This is a genomic window from Roseobacter sp. HKCCD7870, assembly GCF_037830315.1.
Lineage (GTDB): Bacteria > Pseudomonadota > Alphaproteobacteria > Rhodobacterales > Rhodobacteraceae > M30B80.
Map to the genome: position 1 here is coordinate 1,434,680 of NZ_JBBLYO010000001.1, position 16,544 is coordinate 1,451,223.

Below are 16,544 nucleotides of genomic sequence, written 5' to 3' on the forward strand. Positions count from 1 at the left end.
AATGCAGCTTGATCTGTCAAATCCAATAATCCTTGGCGCACTCATTGGAGGGGTGATCCTCATTGCCCTTTTTTGGGTGACCCTTGCAGGGGTGAAAGCGGCCAATCGATCGGCTGCAATGATGGAACCCTTGGCCCGCAACCTTGGCGGTCTTGAAGCACGGGTGCAATCTCTTTCCGATGGGCAACAGCAACTATCGGGCGGGCTTGCGCAGGTGGTTGATCTGCAATCCAAGACCCAAGCACAAATGTTGCAGGCCATGGAGCGCCGCCTTGAGGAAGTGCAAAAGGGCATGAGTGAGACGCTGCACGGCACATCAACGCGCACAGCCCGCAGCCTTGGGGAATTGCAGCAGAAGCTCGAACAAATCGACCGCGCGCAGGCCAAGATTGAGAAACTGTCAGGCGATGTTTTGGGCCTTCAGGACATTCTTTCAAACAAGCAAACGCGCGGCGCATTTGGCGAAATTCAGCTCAATGATATTGTCTCAAAGGCGCTGCCCAGTGACAGCTACGCGTTTCAAGCGACCCTCTCAAACGGCAAGCGCGCCGATTGCTTGATCCATCTGCCTAAACCCCCTGGCCCGATTGTGATCGACAGCAAATTCCCGCTAGAGGCCTATGAAGCATTGCGCGCAGCAAAGACCGGACAAGAAACCCAAGACGCCGCCCGCGCCTTTCGCACATCTGTGCGCGGCCATATCAAGGCAATTTCTGAGCGCTATATTCTTGAGGGTGAAACCGCCGATGGCGCGCTGATGTTCCTGCCATCCGAAGCGGTTTATGCCGAATTGCACGCCAATTTCCCTGAGATTGTCCGCGAAGGGTTCGCGGCGCGGGTCTGGATTGTATCCCCCACCACCTGCATGGCCACGCTCAACACGATGCGGGCGGTTCTCAAAGATGCACGGATGCGCGAGCAAGCGGGCGCGATCCGCAAGCAACTGGGCCTGTTGCATCGTGATGTGGAACTGGTGTTTGAGCGGGTGAATAAGTTGAACACCCATTTTGGGCAGGCGCGCAAAGATATTGATGATATTTCAATCGCCGCAGAACGCGCAGGCAAACGGGCGATCAAGCTTGATAATTTCGATTTTGAGGAAATCGTCCCTGACCCAATGCCACCGCTTCCCGATAAATAGGTCAGCTCCGCGCGAAAACATGGGCGAGAATTTTGGTTAATTCCTGCACATCCGTTTCGGTAAAGGCATCCGCCTGATCGCTGTCGATATCAAAAACCGCAATTAACGCGCCCTCGGCATCAAAAACGGGCAAGACCAGTTCGGATAAGGTGCTGCTTGAACACGCAATGTGATCTGGAAACGCATTCACGTCTGCAACCAATTGGGGCACGCGACTGCGCGCGCAGGCCCCGCAGACCCCGCGCGAAAACGGGATCACCAAGCACCCATGCCCCCCCTGATAGGGGCCAATTTTAAGAGTTTCGGGCGCGGTGACGCGGTAAAAACCAACCCAATCAAACCGCGCATCGGCGTGATACACCCCGCAGGCGATGGTGGCCATCAGGGCGATCTGATCGGTTTCGCCATGGGTCAGGCTGTCAATCGTTGCGGCTAGGGTCGGGTAATCCATTGGGGTCCTCTTAATACTTCGCCTCGATATAGGCCATCCTGCGCTGCGAAGAAAGCTGCGCTTGGTAACCTTTCAGCAAGGAATTCGGACTAGCCTTTTGGTTGTGTTGCCCTCTCCATAGGTGATGAAATGGATGTGCGTCTGGATATTGAACCCATCCCTGACGGGTTGATCGTAAAGGTTTGCGCCAGTCGGGTGGATGCTGCCGCTGCCTTGGCCTTCCGTGATGCCTTTCGACAAGCCACCGCAAAAACCGAAGGTGCGCGGGTCATTTTAGATATGGAAGATGTGACCTTCCTAGATTCCAGCGGTCTTGGCACGCTTGTCGCCATGCGCAAATTCCTTGGACAGGATCGGCAACTTGAACTGACAACCCTCTCCCCCTTGGTGGATAAGGTTCTGCGCCTGACGGCGATGGATAAAGTCCTTGCAATTCACCCAAATAAGACCGCAGCGCTGAACCAAAGCGCATTACAACAGGGATAGATATTCAAGCATGCGGGGGCGCAACGATATGATGTGGAGTTTGACAAGCCATCCCCAGTCGGTGCGGCAAACATTGGCACAAATTTGCACATATCTGCGCGAATGCGACCGTGATGAAGGCCAGTGCTTAAATGTTGAATTGGTCTTGGCGGAAGCGCTGAACAATATTTGCGAACACGCTTATGCAGGGGCCGATGATGGACGCATTTTGACAGCGATTTCCTGTCGGGGCGCAGATGTGCAATGTCATATCATCGATAAAGGGCGCGCGATGCCGAACCTGACACCCCCTCTTGGTGGGTTCCATGACCCTGACAGCTTTGCCTTTGATGAACTGCCCGAAGGTGGATTTGGCTGGGGCCTGATCCGCGCGATTGCGCAAGACGTCCAATATGAACGGCGCGATTTAGAAAATCATCTTTTCCTAACCATTGCAGCTGAATTGGAACAAAGCCCGCAATTGGCCTGTAGACTTGTCTAAATTTGGCGAACACTGCCACAAAATCACCTTGGTCTGATCATAGCCGCGGCAAAATTCGCAGCCATTAAAGCAGGGTAGCGCTTATGCTTCCCCCGATGGTGCGTTTTTATCGCCCCCACTTGTTACGCATCATCGGGGTTCTTGACCACTTGCAGCGCCCCCCATTCCCGCTAGTTTTGCTAAAATCCTTTCGGGAGGAGCAGGGACAATGATGCGTGATTTCCAGAAGCAAGGGCGCTCAGCCTTGATTACCACCCAAGGGGCGGTTGCAACCTCGCACCCGCTCGCCGCCAAAGTGGGCGTGCAAATCTTGGAACAGGGCGGCAATGCGATGGATGCGGCCATTGCCACAGCGATCCTTTTGGGGCTCTGTGAGCCACAATCAACGGGGCTTGGCGGCGATTTATTCGCTATGGTGTCCTATGAGGGTCAGAAGGATATTATTGGCCTAAATGCATCGGGCCGTGCGCCAAAGGCGTTGGATGCGGCAGCGCTGCGTGCGGCAGGGCATCGCTCTATTCCGCTCGAGAATATCAATGCTGTCACCGTGCCAGGGGCCGTTGATGGGTTTTGCCGCCTTCACCAAGATCATGGGACATTGCCGCTTGAAGTCGTCCTCGCCCCTTCGATCTTCTATGCTGAACATGGCATTCCTGTTGCACCGCGCGTGGCTTTCGATTGGGACGAGGCACGCGATACGCTCCGCGGTCGGGCCCGCGACATGTATATGTGGAACGACCAACCGCCCCAAATTGGCGCGCTGTTCACGGCCAAGGGGCAGGCTGAGGTGCTGCGCCGCATCGCGCGCGAAGGTCGCGCAGGGTTCTACGAAGGCGAAGTGGCCGAGGATTTGGTTCACTCCCTGCGTGCCCTTGGCGGCAGCCACAGCCTAGAGGATTTCGCGACCACAGCCTGCGATTACGTCACCCCAATTTCGACCCGCTATCGTGATCATGACTTGATTGAATTGCCACCCAATGGTCAGGGTGCAACCGCGCTGTTGTTGGCCAATATCCTTTCCCAGTTTGACCTCGGCGCAATGGATCCTTTCGGTGCAGCCCGCGCCCATATCGAGGCCGAAGCAACCAAACTGGCCTATGATGCACGCAATCGTTTTATCTCTGATCCTGATCACCTGACCCGTTTGGATCATATGCTGTCAGATCAAACCGCACAGGCCTTGGCAAGCTTGATTGATCCCACGCGCGCGATGGCTGACCCACATCAGGCCTCAGGCGCGGTGCATAAGGATACGGTTTATCTCAGCGTGGTTGATAAAAACCGCATGGCCGTCTCAATGATCTATTCGATCTTCCATTCCTTTGGCTCGGGCTATGCTTCTGATAAGTTCGGTATTTTGTATCAAAACCGTGGTGCGGGCTTCTCACTACAAGAGGGGCACCCAAATGAAGCCATGGGCGGAAAGCGTCCCTTGCATACCATCATTCCCGCCTTCTTACGCTACCCTGACCAAAGTTTAATGCCCTTCGGGGTCATGGGCGGCGCGTATCAAGCCGCGGGCCACGCACGCCTGATCACCAATATCATCGACTATGGGATGGATGTTCAAACTGCGATTGATGGTGCACGCAGCTTTGCGGATCAGGGCAAATTGCAGCTTGAGCGGGGATATAGCCCGCATGTGGCCGATGATTTACGCAAATTGGGCCATGAGGTGGTCGACCCCTATCGGGCCATTGGGGGCGCGCAAGCCATTAAAATTGACGCAAGCTCAGGGCTTTTGATCGCAGGTTCGGATCCCCGTAAAGACGGTCTGACCTTGGGGTATTGAGATCAATTCAGCTGGTAATCCAAAGGATAGGCCCCGTTCTGAAACTCACCGAACAATTCGGGCAGATCGGGGTGATCCACGGGTTCGCCCGTATCGTCAATCTCAAGGTTTTGTTCGGAAACATAGGCCACATAGTAGCTATGATCATTTTCCGCCAGAAGGTGGTAAAATGGCTGCTCCTTGATCGGCCGCTTGTCCTCGGGGATGGAGTTATACCATTCCTCAGTATTCGAAAACTGGGTGTCGATATCAAAGATCACCCCGCGAAACGGGTGCTTCTTGTGGCGCACGACCTGCCCAAGATTGAATTTAGCATGCCGTTTGAGCATCTAGACCCCCCTATGATCCAACGCGCACCGTAATCCTGTCGCCCTTATTTGTCCATGACCCGCAATGCGGATCAGGCGAAACAGATTGTTGAAACAAAGGATGCGGATCATGCGGGAATTTATTTTCATTTCGGCGCAACTGGCGTATGATTTCGCCATAAAAAGAGAGCAGTCCAATAAAGGATCAGGCATATGAACCGCTTTGCGTTGCTTCCGTTGGTGTTGGCGCTTGGTGCCTGCGTGGGATCAGCCACCCCACCACGCAATGTGGAAAATGCCTGCGCAATCATTGAAGAACGCCCCTATTATCTAAGCGCCATGCAGGCCACCGAGGCCAATTGGGGCGTCCCTGTCGCGGTTCAGATGGCCACGATCTACCATGAAAGTAGTTTCGTCAGCAACGCACGAACCCCGCGCCGCTATGCGCTTGGGGTCATTCCTGCAGGACGACAAAGCTCAGCGTTCGGTTACAGCCAAGCCCTTGATGGGACATGGGATGAATACCGCGATGACACAGGTCGGCGGTTTGCCAGACGCACCGATATCTCCGATGCGACCGATTTCATGGGGTGGTATATGAACCGCTCGCGCGAACGAAACGGCATCGCTCTGACGGATGCGCGTAACCAATATTTGGCCTATCATGAAGGCCATCGTGGTTATTCACGCGGCACCTATCGCAACAAAGCATGGCTTATGCGCGTGGCAGATCGTGTCGAAGCGCGCGCCGCGCTCTATGATCGGCAATTGGCAAGCTGCACCGCGACCCAAGGCTAACGGCTGCGCTGTTCCGCCTCAAAGGTCGGGCTGAACAGGAAATTCGAATAATCCTGCCCAAAGATGAAATCACCCAGCGCGACCACAACAGTCTCGCCATATTCATTGCGGGTCATCCATTGCACAAGGCGCACAGGCACATCCGCAAAGACCAGCGTCAATTCCCCCGCCTCTGGGCGGTCTTGATCACGGGCCACCACGCGGGTGGTGCCATCTTCGGCTTCTCGATGATCAACCACCAAATCCGAAGTCGCGAGAGACACGTTGCGACCCAAAATCAAATCAAGCGGGGTGACGCTTAACGGATATTGCAAGGGCTGCGCATCGGTCAGGTCTTCAAAAATTGCAACTTGCCCGCCGCCCACAACGACCAGAACATCACTATTGTCATACTCAAATCGCGCCCGCCCTGGGCGGTGCATGAAGAGACGCCCCGTCACCTCGGTGCCATCGGCATTATACTGCGTGAATGGTGCTTCCGCTGTGCCAATGCCTGCAAAATAAGCCGACAAATCTGCCAAGGAAATCGGGGCCGCCGCCGCGGGCAGGGCAAAGAGCGCGGCCAAAACGGCCATGGTCACAAATGGTTTTTTCATGCCCCATCCATAGCGCAAAAGCACCCTCAATGACACGTCACATTTCAGCGAGGGCTCAGCCCTGTTCAGGCACTAAAATCTCACGCTTGCCGACATGGTTGGCGGTTGAGACAAGGCCTGCCTCCTCCATCTGTTCGACCAAACGTGCGGCCTTGTTATAGCCAATTCCAAGCTTGCGTTGGATGTAGGAGGTCGAGCATTTCCGATCGCGCACCACCACGGCCACAGCCTGATCATACAGCGCATCTTCGCCGTCCGTATTGCCGCCAAGACCAAGCACCAGATCAATATCGCTTTCCTTGTCCTCATCAGGGCCATCCAAAACGCTAGCGGCATAGGCGGGAGGACCAAAGGATTTCAGATGACGCACGATTTCCTCAACCTCTTCGTCACTGACAAAGGGGCCATGAACGCGGGTGATTTTGGAGCCGCCCGCCATGTAAAGCATATCGCCCATACCCAAAAGCTGCTCAGCGCCCATCTCGCCCAAAATGGTGCGGCTGTCGATTTTTGAGGTCACATGGAAGGAAATACGCGTTGGGAAATTGGCTTTGATCGTGCCTGTAATCACATCCACCGAAGGGCGTTGTGTCGCCATGATCAAATGAATACCGCTTGCCCTTGCCATTTGCGCAAGGCGTTGAATGCAAGCTTCGATCTCTTTGCCTGCAACCATCATCAGATCGGCCATTTCGTCCACGATCACGACAATGAACGGCATAACCTCGGGCTTGAACTCTTCGGTTTCGAAGATGGGCTCACCCGTATCCTCGTCAAAGCCCGTTTGGACAGTGCGCTTGAACATTTCGCCTTTGGACAGAGCATCGCGCACGCGGCCATTATAGCCTTCGATATTGCGCACCCCCATTTTCGACATTTTGCGATAGCGCTCTTCCATCTCACCCACGACCCATTTCAAAGCGACAACCGCCTTCTTGGGGTCAGTCACAACGGGGCTAAGAAGATGCGGAATGCCGTCATAAACCGACAATTCCAACATCTTGGGGTCAATCATGATCATGCGACATTCTTCAGGGCGCAATTTATACAACAGCGAGAGGATCATGGTGTTAATCGCCACCGATTTCCCCGAGCCTGTCGTGCCCGCAATCAGCAAATGCGGCATCTTGGCGAGATTGGCCACAACAGGCTCGCCGCCGATTTCTTTACCCAAAGCCAAAGGCAGCTTGTGATTTCCATCGCCAAAATCACGGCTCGACAAGATTTCGCGCAAAACCACCTTTTCGCGATGCGAATTGGGCAATTCGATCCCGATCACAGAGCGACCTGGAACGGTTGAGACCCGCGCAGAGAGCGCCGACATTGAGCGGGCAATATCATCAGCCAGACCGATCACGCGGCTGGCTTTTAGGCCTGGTGCGGGCTCCAACTCATACATCGTAACAACTGGGCCGGGGCGGACGCTGACAATCTCACCTTTGACGCCGTAATCATCCAACACGTTTTCCAACATCCGTGCGTTTTCTTCGAGTGCCTCATCGGACAAATGAAAGCGTTCAATGGTGGTCGGGCTGGACAACAAAGAGAGTGGCGGGAATTCATATTCCATCTCGCGCGCCTCTAAGGGCAAGGAGGGCTGCGCATCCGCCATTGCCTGACGAGAGGGCGCGGCGGCCCTTTTGGGGCTGTGCTGCACCACGCGCCGCGCTTCTGACCCAGTGCGGGCAGGATGCGAGGCAACAGGCGTATAGTCCTCATCTTGCGGCGACACGCTGAAGCTTTCATCATCGTCAAAACCATCGGCGAAAATATTGTCGCTATCATCCTCATCGGCATAAGGGTCATAGTCTTGCGCAATCTGTGGATCCGCCACACGCGCAGAGGTAGAAAGCGGAGGAACCTCGCGATAAATCTCGCCTGCAATTTGCGAGGGGCTTTGTGCGGTCAATGGTGGCGCCACGCGCTTGGCAGGATTGGGAATGCCATCGGTGACCCGCAACGCCTCAGGCCGCGAAGAGGTCGCACGATTGCGCACCGCGTTTGAGATTTTTTCGCGCAGGCGCGCATTCTCATCGGTCACAAGGGGCGGTTGCTGCGCCACATCTGCGGTGCGATCTTCGCTACCGCGAATGGCGCGCAAAATGGGCACGCGGTCAAACAATCCTTGTTGCGCAGGGGCTTTGGGCGCTGCGGCTTGAGGGGTCGAAAATGGCACCTGCAGCGCATCATCGTCATCCACCAACAGATCATTGGAGGAATATTGCGCCGCGCTACGCGGACTTGGCGCGCGCATGCGCCCGCCGATTTGGCCGCTCATTTGGCTGACGCCGCGACCAATACCTGCCGCCATTCCCGAAGCGCCATTGCTGGCGTGGAAAAGCGCAATCAATCCACCACGGGTAAAGAGGCGCAATTCAGAGCGCGTCACCCCAAGCGCATAACCTGACAAACCAAGGCTTGCCACACCCATAGCGATCCCCAAAACGGCGATAGACATATTCATCGAAACGGGCAGGATATTGACTAAAACCCCCATCACAGTGTCGCCAAACAGCCCGCCCAAACTAAAGCTGTGCTGCCATCCCGAATCAGGTGGGAAGCTGGCCATGAACACAGAACAGGCAGCAATCGCAAATGGCAGCATAATCAAGCGCGACAGCGCGCGCTCTTCGCCTTTGTGCAGGGTCAAGCGCAGACCCCAAACAACCAAACCCGCCGCCATCAAATAAGATGCATAGCCAACAATCATGATCAAAATTGCAGACATGGACGCCCCAAAGCGGCCAAGCAGGTTCTGTGGCGGCGTATCCGTTGCGACCATCCAATTTGGATCATTTGGCGTATAGCTGACCAACATGGCCCCAACCGCAAGCCCCGCAAGCACCAACATAAGGCCAAGCAGTTCCTTGCCACGCCGTTCCAATGCCTCTTGCATCGGGGCGTCCAGAAGGGGGTCACGTTGTCTGGTTTGATACGCCATTCTTAACCTCACTGATACAAACAGCCATACAGGCGCAAAAGCCCGCGCTGTAATTCTTGTTCTTCTGCCACCAAAGCCACGCGCAGGCGGTCTTGGCCTATGGCCTGACCCGCAACAGCGCGCGACAAATACGACCCAGGCAAGCAGCGCACGCCCGCCTCGCGCCACAGTTTCAAGGCTGCGGCCTCATCATTCTCAACAGGCAGCCAAAGGAAAAACCCCGCCTCAAGCGGCTGATACCCTGCGACATTGCCAAAAATCTCATCGGCCATTTGGTATTTGCGGCGATAGATGGCGCGGTTTTCTTCCACATGGGCCTCATCGCGCCATGCAAGGGCAGCAGCCGCTTGCAGGGGCAAAGGCAAAGGGGCGCCTGTGTAATTCTTCAACTGCTTCATCGCTGCGATATTGCCAGAACCCGATGCAGCAAAGCCCGACCGCAACCCTGGAAGGTTTGAGCGCTTCGACAGCGAATGAAACACCACAACCCGATCAGGGTCTGCGCCCATGTCGTGGGCCACCTGCAAAGCACCCACAGGGGGGGTGTTGCGATAAATCTCGCTGTAGCATTCATCCGCGAAAATTCGGAAATCATGTTTCTCGGCCAAGGCAATCAGATCACGCCAATAGGCCTCAGTGGCAACCGCACCTTGCGGATTGGCAGGCGAACAAAGATAGACAATGGTCACGCGATCAAGAAGGGCCGCAGGCAGCGCGGCATAATCAGGCAAATCGCCCGTTTCAGCGGTTGCAGGCACATAGATTGGCTCTGCATTAATCGCGAGGCTTGCCACCGCATAAACCTGATAAAACGGGTTTGGCATCAAAACAGCGGGTTTTTGCCCCGCCTTTTCCTCAACCCCAAGCGCAAGAGCCGCATTGAACAACCCCTCACGCGTGCCGTTAAGGGCGAGGATATGCTGGTCTGCGTCAAGGTGAACACCGTAGCGGCGCGCGATCCAAGCCACTATCGCCGCGCGCAAATCTTCGCCCCCCTCATTGGGGGGGTAACGGCCAAAACCCTCAAGCGCCTCAGAAATTGCGGGTCCGATGAACTCAGGGAACGGATGACGCGGCTCACCGATAGACATGTTGATCGGATCGCCGCCCGCCTGATGGACGTCAAGCAATTTCCGCAAACGCGGAAAGGCGTATTCTGGCAGGTTCGAAAACCGCTCGGGAAACACCATGACTGCCTCAAATATCGGGGTCTGTTTTCGCCCCTTTGCCAGTCAAATTAACCTCTTATGACGCAAACGTCCAGAAAAAGGATCAAGCTTGCAATGCGGCCTCTGCCGCCGCCCCAAGACGCAGAAGCCGTTCCTCCTGACCTGCGGGGCAAAGCAGCATTACCCCCGTAGCGGGCACCCCAGTGGGCAATGTAAGGCCGCAAGACCCCATTAAATTGCCAATTCGCGTGTTGCGCAAAGCCAGTAGATTTTCGGTGACATAATACTCCTCGTCCACCATCAACCGCGCGATATTGGGCGGCAAAATCGCGACAGTGGGCACAATAACCGCGTCATACCCCGCCGTCTCACGATGGAAATCTTCGCGCAAAGCCTCAAGCTTTTGCCAAGCTGCGATATAATCACTCGCCAAAACATCCGCCCCGCCACGGAAGCGCTGCAATATGGGGCCAAACATCTTTTCAGGATTGGCCTCAATCATTTCTCGCCAAGTCGCATAGGCCTCAGCGGCAAAAAGAATGGGCGAAAGCGCCATCGCCGCGTCAAGTGCCGCTGATTTATGCCGCACAATCTGCGCCCCTGCCGCAGCAAAGGCTTCAAGCGCGCGTGCAAAGCCTGCGGCGGGCGCATCGCGCACATCCTCCGCATATGGATCCATCACCAAAAGCCGCCGCCCTGCAAGGCTTGCGTTCTTGAGGTCAGCGGCGCGCGCGCCTGCCAGAACGGCGAATACCTCGGCGCAATCTTCGACCGAGCGCGCAAGCGGACCCACCGTGTCGAATTTCGCGCAAAGCGGAACAACCCCACGAATGGACAGGCGTCCATGGCTCGTTTTCAAGCCAACCAAATCGTTGAACGCAGCAGGCACCCGCACAGAACCGCCCGTATCAGACCCAATGGCAACCGCAGCCAACCCAAAGGCCACCGAAGCGGCGGCACCAGAACTAGAGCCACCCGGCACGGCGTCTGGGTTATTGATGTTGGGCGGCGTTGCAGGCAAAGGATCAAGCCCTTCGCCAAACATCGGGTTCAACCCAAGGCCAGAAAACGCCAATTCTGACATATGGGTTTTGCCCAAACATACGCCCCCCGCCTGCGTGGCGCGGGCCAAAACATCGGCATCTCGTGTTGGAACGCGCCCCGCAAGCAAGCGCGAACTGGCCTCAGTCGCGACATTGGCGCTATCGAATAGATCTTTCCACGAGACAGGCACCCCATCCAGAATGCCCCGCCGCACCCCTTTGCGCGCCCGAGATCGGGCTGTTTCGGCCTCGGCTAGGGCGCGGGCCTCGGTCAGGCGGGCATAAATACGCGCGCCTGCGGGATGCGTTTTTATCGCGCTCAAATAGGTTTCGGTCAGACCCACTGGATCAACCACACCTTCGCCAATTGCGCGCCCTTGTTCACTTGCCGTGCGTGTCAACCATTCGCGCATCTTCATCCCTTTGCCGCTTTTGTCTCGCATGGGCAGAGTAATGACGCTATGCCGTGTGGACAATTCCATAAATTAGCGCATCATAAACTGCATGACATGTGACACAGATATTTTGATTGTAGGTGGCGGGCTGAACGGGCCGACCCTTGCGCTTGCGCTCGCGCAGTCAGGGTTTCGAAGCATCGTGATTGATGCAAATTCCCGCCCTAAGCGCGAAGCGGATACATTCGATGGCCGCGCCTATGCTTTGGCCCGTGCCTCGCAAAAAATGTTGGCGGCTTTGGGGTTGTGGGACGCTGTCGCAAAACAGGCGCAGGCCATTTCCGAAATCAAAGCCTCAGACGGTCATGCAGGGCGCGGGGCAGCGCCGCACTTCCTACATTTCCAAGCGGCAGAGATGGAAGAAGGCCCTATGGGCTACATGCTTGAAGACCGCTACCTCCGCCGCGCGCTGATCGCGGCGATGGAGGCCAATGATAAGATCACGCATCTCAGCGACAGCATGGTCGTGGATCAAAGCACCAATGGGGCTCTGGCCGAGGCCACATTGGCCGATGGTCAGCGTTTACAGGGGCGAATTTTGATTGGCGCGGATGGTCGCGCGTCAGGTGTGGCGGCACGTGCTGGCATTCGCCGCCAAGGTTGGGATTATGGGCAAACCGCCCTTGTCTGTGCCGTCAAACATGAATTGCCCCATAACGGCATTGCACATCAGTTCTTCATGCCATCGGGGCCTTTGGCGATCCTACCTTTGCCTGACAATCGTTGCTCTATTGTCTGGAGCGAAAAAACCGCCCGCGCCGCCCAAATTGCGTGCGCTAATGACGCTGAGTTTCTCAAGGCATTGGGCCCCGCATTCGGTGACTTTCTGGGTGAGATCGAATTGGCAGGCGTGCGGTTCAGCTATCCGCTGAAGCTCACCTTGGCCGAGCAGTTCATTGCCCCGCGCCTTGCCCTTGTTGGCGATGCAGCGCATGGCGTGCATCCTATCGCAGGTCAAGGGCTGAACCTTGGCTTTCGGGACATTGGGGCATTGACCGAAGTGCTCCACCAAGCACGACTGCATGGCGAAGATATCGCCTCGGCACTGGTGTTGGAGCGGTATCAGCAATGGCGGCGCTTCGACACCACCGCGCTTGCGCTTGGGATGGACACAGTCAATCGCCTGTTCTCAAATGACAATCCTGCCCTTCGGCTAATCCGCGATATCGGCATGGGCCTTGTCAGTGCAACGCCCGCATTACGGCGTGGGTTCATGCGGCAGGCGGCAGGTCTAACGGGGGATTTGCCACGCCTCTTGCAGGGCGAGGCGCTTTAACCCTCAATCTCGCGGGCTTCGTTCTCTAGCATGATTGGAATGCCTTCCTTAATCGGAAAGGCCAATTTTGCTTTTTCAGAGATCAATTCTTGACGCTCTGCATCATAGCGCAGGCTACCCTTGGTCAGCGGGCACACCAATGCCTCAAGCATATGTCTGTCAAACACGGGTTTGTCTGCGCTCATTGCATGGCCTCATCGGATGATCCACCCCGCAAGGCAAATTCGATCAAGGTTACAAGCGTCTCGCGCCGCGTAGACAGGGAGGGCGCCTCAAGCAAGGCTTGCTTTTCTTCTGGGTCAAAGGGGCATAGCATTGACAGCGAGTTGATCAGCAATTCATCTTCGGCATCTTTCATACTGTCCCAATCGGTCGACAGTGACATGGCCGCGAAATAGCGCTCCAACAGATCCATAAAGACGGGACGATCAAAGCCCTGATCCTGCTCGACCTTGCCCAAATCATTCTCAAAGCCGGCCCAATCGACATCACCTTTGAGATAGGGGGTAAAGCCTGACTGTTCTCGTTGCAGGCGAAAGCGCGAAATTCCCGTCAGCGTAATCATATACCGCCCATCCTCGGTTTCCGAGAATTGTGTCAGACGACCTGCACAGCCAATGCTGTGCAACCGCTTAGCACTGCCTTTGGGCACCTCAAGCGGTTGGATCATACCAATCAATCGGTCGGGCGTGCGCATGCAATCTTGCAGCATGGCCAAATAGCGTGGCTCAAAAATGTGCAATGGCAATCGCGCCCGCGGCAGCAGCAACGCGCCAGGAAGTGGAAAGAGCGGTATCGTATCAGGCAGGTCGCTGTGATGGATCATGGATTATGAAATAGCGGCCAAATGCGATCAGGCAAATATCATCGATGACAATCTTCTGCGGCCCTTTTGCACCAAAGGATCCGTGGGCTTAAGCGCATCGAAGATTGTAAAGAGCTGCGCCTTGGCAGCGCCGTCATTCCATTCGCGATCACGGCGGAAGAGATCAAGCAATTCTTCAATCGCCGCCTCCGCCTGCCCTGCCGCATAGAGCGCCTTTGCATAATCGAACCGCGCTTGCAGATCATCAGGGTTGGCCGCCACGGCGGATTGCAACTCGGCCAAGGGCCCTGCCTCATCGGCTTGGCGCGCTAAGGCGATCTGCGCGCGTGCGGCCTCAATCTCGGGCGCGGCGGCGATTGCGGGGGCGGCGTTATTCAGCAAGGCCTCCGCCGTGTCCAAATCGCCCATCGCGATATGAGCGCGCGCCAAGCCACCCATGGCGGCTGCATTTTCGGGTTCTTCGCCCAAAATCGCCGCAAAGGTCTGCGCCGCATCGGCAACGGCCCCTTGGGCAAGCATTTCTTCAGCAGCCTCAAGCGCCTCGCCCAAGCCACCATCGCCTGCGAGGGCGGCGATTTTTTCAACGAAGCGCTGCACATCCCCTTGCGAAAGCGCCCCTTGAAACCCGTCCACGGGTTGGCCCTGCCAAAACGCGTAAACGGTAGGAATAGACTGCACCTGCAATTGGCCCGCGATCATCTGATTCTCATCAACATTGACCTTGGCCATGCGCACCGCGCCCTTTTTGGCCTGCACCGCCGCCTCAAGCTGTGGCCCAAGCGTCTTGCAAGGGCCGCACCATGGCGCCCAGAAATCTACGATGACAGGAACCTCGCGGCTGGCCTCAACGACATCGGCCATAAAGGTCTGATCGGTGACATCTTTGATGGCATCCGCGCCTGCGGGCTGTGCTTGACCAAATTCCAACATTTATTTCTCCGTCACTGATGAGATCTGCGCGCCCTCTATATGCGCGCTTCGGGCCCATTCTCCAAGGGGTCAGAGATCAATTGTCGCAAAAACAGGGGCGTGATCCGATGGCTGCTCCCACCCGCGAGCGGCGCGCAGGATACGGCTTGAATGCGCAGCATTGGCAATATCTGCGGTTGCCCAGATGTGATCCAAACGGCGGCCTTTATCCGCCTCGTCCCAATCACGAGCGCGATACGACCACCAACTATAGAGCAATCCTTCGGGTATATCCTTGCGGGTGACATCCACCCAATTCCCCGCCTCTTGCACTTGGGCCAGATGATCCACCTCGATCGGCGTGTGACTGACCACCTTTAACAGCTGTTTGTGGCTCCAAACATCGTCTTCACGCGGCGCAATATTCAAATCGCCCACAAGGATAGATTTGTGGGGGGCATCCGCACGAAACGCATCGCGCATCTCCGTCAGAAAATCGAGCTTTTGGCCAAATTTTTCGTTGACCTCCCGATCGGCAATATCGCCCCCTGCGGGAATGTAGAAATTATGGATGACCACCCCATTGGGGAGGCGCGCCGCCACATGGCGGGCATGACCAAGCCCAGCCCAGTCCCGCGCGCCCGCCTCTTCAAGCGGCAGCTTGGACAGGATCGCCACGCCATTATACCCTTTCTGACCACGCGCGACCATGTGGGTGTAGCCCAGCGCCGCAAAGCCTTCGGTGGGGATTTTTTCAACAGGGCTTTTGCATTCTTGCAAGCACAAAACATCTGGCGCTTCTTCACGCAGCAGTTTCAGCACCAATTCTTCGCGCAATCGCACCGAGTTGATGTTCCATGTTGCAAGTGTAAACGCCATTTTGCCATGCCCTTTGATGAAACCTGTGCCCCTCCTAAGGGCTTGAGGGGCATGGTGCAATGCGAAGGAAACTGAAAAAGGCTCCCGCTTATGCAGGGGCCAGTCCAACAGGGAGAAACCACGGGGGGCGCGCGGGGGCTTGGGCAATCCCGCAAGGTTCCCCATGCGACATCACAAGTGCAAATCTGATGCCAAGTTAGACAACCAATCGGTAACCGCCGCCTTCGGTGACCAAAAGCTGCACATTGCTGGGATCGGGTTCGATCTTTTGACGCAAGCGGTAGATATGGGTTTCCAACGTATGCGTGGTGACCCCCGCATTATACCCCCAAACCTCGTGTAGCAGCACATCACGGGCCACGACCCCCTCTTGTGCGCGATAGAGGAATTTCAGGATATTCGTTTCTTTTTCCGTGAGGCGGATTTTCTTTTTATCTTCCGTCTCAAGCAATTTCATCGCGGGCTTAAAGGTATATGGCCCAAGTTGGAAAATCGCATCTTCAGATTGTTCGTGTTGGCGCAGTTGCGCGCGAATGCGCGCTTGCAACACCGAAAACTTGAACGGCTTGGTGACATAATCATTTGCGCCCGCATCGAGGCCCAAGATCGTATCAGCATCGCTGTCATGGCCTGTGAGCATGATGATCGGGCATTTGATCCCTTGCTTGCGCATCAAGCGGCACAAATCGCGGCCATCCGTATCGGGCAGGCCCACATCCAAAATCACCAGATCGTAAATTTCCTGCTTGGCCTTTTCCATCGCTTGCGCGCCCGTGCCCGCCTCGAACACATCGAAATCCTCAGTCATCACGAGCTGTTCTGACAACGCCTCGCGGATATCTTCGTCATCATCGACAAGTAGGATTTTTTTCAGGTTCGCCATGTCAGCCCTCCAAAGGCAAAATTATGCCCGTCTCACATGGGTGTGATGTACCCTATTTGAAAAGGGTTTGAAAAATATCCTCACGGCTCTGTGTTGTTCTGTGGCCAATT

17 protein-coding genes are annotated in these 16,544 nt (G+C 55.9%); 6 read left to right on the forward strand and 11 right to left on the reverse strand.

Annotation, left to right across the window (positions count from 1 at the left end; all coding sequences use genetic code 11):
- The first annotated feature begins 1 nt into the window (after position 1).
- Positions 2–1,141 (forward strand): DNA recombination protein RmuC, encoded by a 1,140-nt coding sequence (locus AAC637_RS07195; protein ID WP_340302927.1) that lies wholly within the window; start codon positions 2–4, stop codon positions 1,139–1,141.
- Between the two features lies 1 nt (position 1,142).
- Here the strand turns inward: AAC637_RS07195 and AAC637_RS07200 are convergent, their stop codons facing one another.
- Positions 1,143–1,592 carry a GAF domain-containing protein gene (locus tag AAC637_RS07200; RefSeq protein WP_340302928.1) on the reverse strand — a complete coding sequence of 150 codons (450 nt, stop codon included), beginning with the start codon at positions 1,590–1,592 and terminating at the stop codon, positions 1,143–1,145.
- A gap of 129 nt (positions 1,593–1,721) precedes the next feature.
- Here AAC637_RS07200 and AAC637_RS07205 point away from each other — a divergent pair, with 129 nt between their 5' ends.
- The 3 genes from AAC637_RS07205 (at position 1,722) to AAC637_RS07215 (ending at position 4,351) form a co-directional block, all read left to right on the forward strand.
- Complete coding sequence (locus AAC637_RS07205) at positions 1,722–2,078, forward strand: STAS domain-containing protein (RefSeq protein WP_340302929.1); 357 nt, start codon at positions 1,722–1,724, stop codon at positions 2,076–2,078.
- 28 nt (positions 2,079–2,106) lie between these two features.
- Positions 2,107–2,559, forward strand: coding sequence for an ATP-binding protein (locus tag AAC637_RS07210; RefSeq protein WP_340302930.1), 453 nt, complete (start codon positions 2,107–2,109; stop codon positions 2,557–2,559).
- Between the two features lie 211 nt (positions 2,560–2,770).
- Entirely contained in the window at positions 2,771–4,351 is a 1,581-nt protein-coding gene (locus tag AAC637_RS07215) for a gamma-glutamyltransferase family protein (protein ID WP_340303172.1), read from the forward strand.
- A gap of 2 nt (positions 4,352–4,353) precedes the next feature.
- Here AAC637_RS07215 and hspQ read toward each other — a convergent pair whose 3' ends face one another.
- Complete coding sequence (hspQ, locus tag AAC637_RS07220; protein WP_317656758.1) at positions 4,354–4,680, reverse strand: heat shock protein HspQ; 327 nt, start codon at positions 4,678–4,680, stop codon at positions 4,354–4,356.
- A gap of 192 nt (positions 4,681–4,872) precedes the next feature.
- Between hspQ and AAC637_RS07225 the strand changes: the two genes are divergently transcribed.
- A complete protein-coding gene (locus tag AAC637_RS07225) occupies positions 4,873–5,457 on the forward strand; it encodes a transglycosylase SLT domain-containing protein (protein ID WP_340302931.1) in 585 nt (194 codons plus the stop codon).
- Here the strand turns inward: AAC637_RS07225 and AAC637_RS07230 are convergent.
- From AAC637_RS07230 to AAC637_RS07245, 4 genes are all read right to left on the reverse strand, one after another.
- A complete protein-coding gene (locus AAC637_RS07230) occupies positions 5,454–6,053 on the reverse strand; it encodes a LolA family protein (RefSeq protein ID WP_340302932.1) in 600 nt (199 codons plus the stop codon). The genes AAC637_RS07225 and AAC637_RS07230 overlap by 4 nt on opposite strands.
- A gap of 55 nt (positions 6,054–6,108) precedes the next feature.
- On the reverse strand, positions 6,109–8,994 hold the full coding sequence (locus tag AAC637_RS07235) for a DNA translocase FtsK (RefSeq protein WP_340302933.1): 2,886 nt from the start codon (positions 8,992–8,994) through the stop codon (positions 6,109–6,111).
- A gap of 8 nt (positions 8,995–9,002) precedes the next feature.
- A complete protein-coding gene (locus tag AAC637_RS07240; RefSeq protein WP_340302934.1) occupies positions 9,003–10,184 on the reverse strand; it encodes an aminotransferase class I/II-fold pyridoxal phosphate-dependent enzyme in 1,182 nt (393 codons plus the stop codon).
- Positions 10,185–10,266: 82 nt separating this feature from the next.
- Positions 10,267–11,619, reverse strand: coding sequence for an amidase (locus tag AAC637_RS07245; protein WP_340302935.1), 1,353 nt, complete (start codon positions 11,617–11,619; stop codon positions 10,267–10,269).
- 91 nt (positions 11,620–11,710) lie between these two features.
- On the opposite strand from AAC637_RS07245, the gene AAC637_RS07250 reads away from it, so the two are divergent.
- Positions 11,711–12,937 (forward strand): UbiH/UbiF/VisC/COQ6 family ubiquinone biosynthesis hydroxylase, encoded by a 1,227-nt coding sequence (locus AAC637_RS07250; RefSeq protein WP_340302936.1) that lies wholly within the window; start codon positions 11,711–11,713, stop codon positions 12,935–12,937.
- Here the strand turns inward: AAC637_RS07250 and AAC637_RS07255 are convergent.
- From AAC637_RS07255 to AAC637_RS07275, 5 genes are all read right to left on the reverse strand, one after another.
- Positions 12,934–13,122 carry a Trm112 family protein gene (locus AAC637_RS07255; protein ID WP_340302937.1) on the reverse strand — a complete coding sequence of 63 codons (189 nt, stop codon included), beginning with the start codon at positions 13,120–13,122 and terminating at the stop codon, positions 12,934–12,936. The genes AAC637_RS07250 and AAC637_RS07255 overlap by 4 nt on opposite strands.
- A complete protein-coding gene (locus AAC637_RS07260; RefSeq protein ID WP_317656766.1) occupies positions 13,119–13,763 on the reverse strand; it encodes an LON peptidase substrate-binding domain-containing protein in 645 nt (214 codons plus the stop codon). The genes AAC637_RS07255 and AAC637_RS07260 overlap by 4 nt, the downstream gene beginning before the upstream one ends.
- 27 nt (positions 13,764–13,790) lie before the next feature.
- On the reverse strand, positions 13,791–14,693 hold the full coding sequence (locus AAC637_RS07265; RefSeq protein ID WP_340302938.1) for a co-chaperone YbbN: 903 nt from the start codon (positions 14,691–14,693) through the stop codon (positions 13,791–13,793).
- A gap of 69 nt (positions 14,694–14,762) precedes the next feature.
- Entirely contained in the window at positions 14,763–15,551 is a 789-nt protein-coding gene (locus AAC637_RS07270; RefSeq protein ID WP_340302939.1) for an exodeoxyribonuclease III, read from the reverse strand.
- Positions 15,552–15,747: 196 nt separating this feature from the next.
- Positions 15,748–16,434 (reverse strand): response regulator transcription factor, encoded by a 687-nt coding sequence (locus AAC637_RS07275; protein WP_340302940.1) that lies wholly within the window; start codon positions 16,432–16,434, stop codon positions 15,748–15,750.
- Positions 16,435–16,544: the final 110 nt, after the last annotated feature.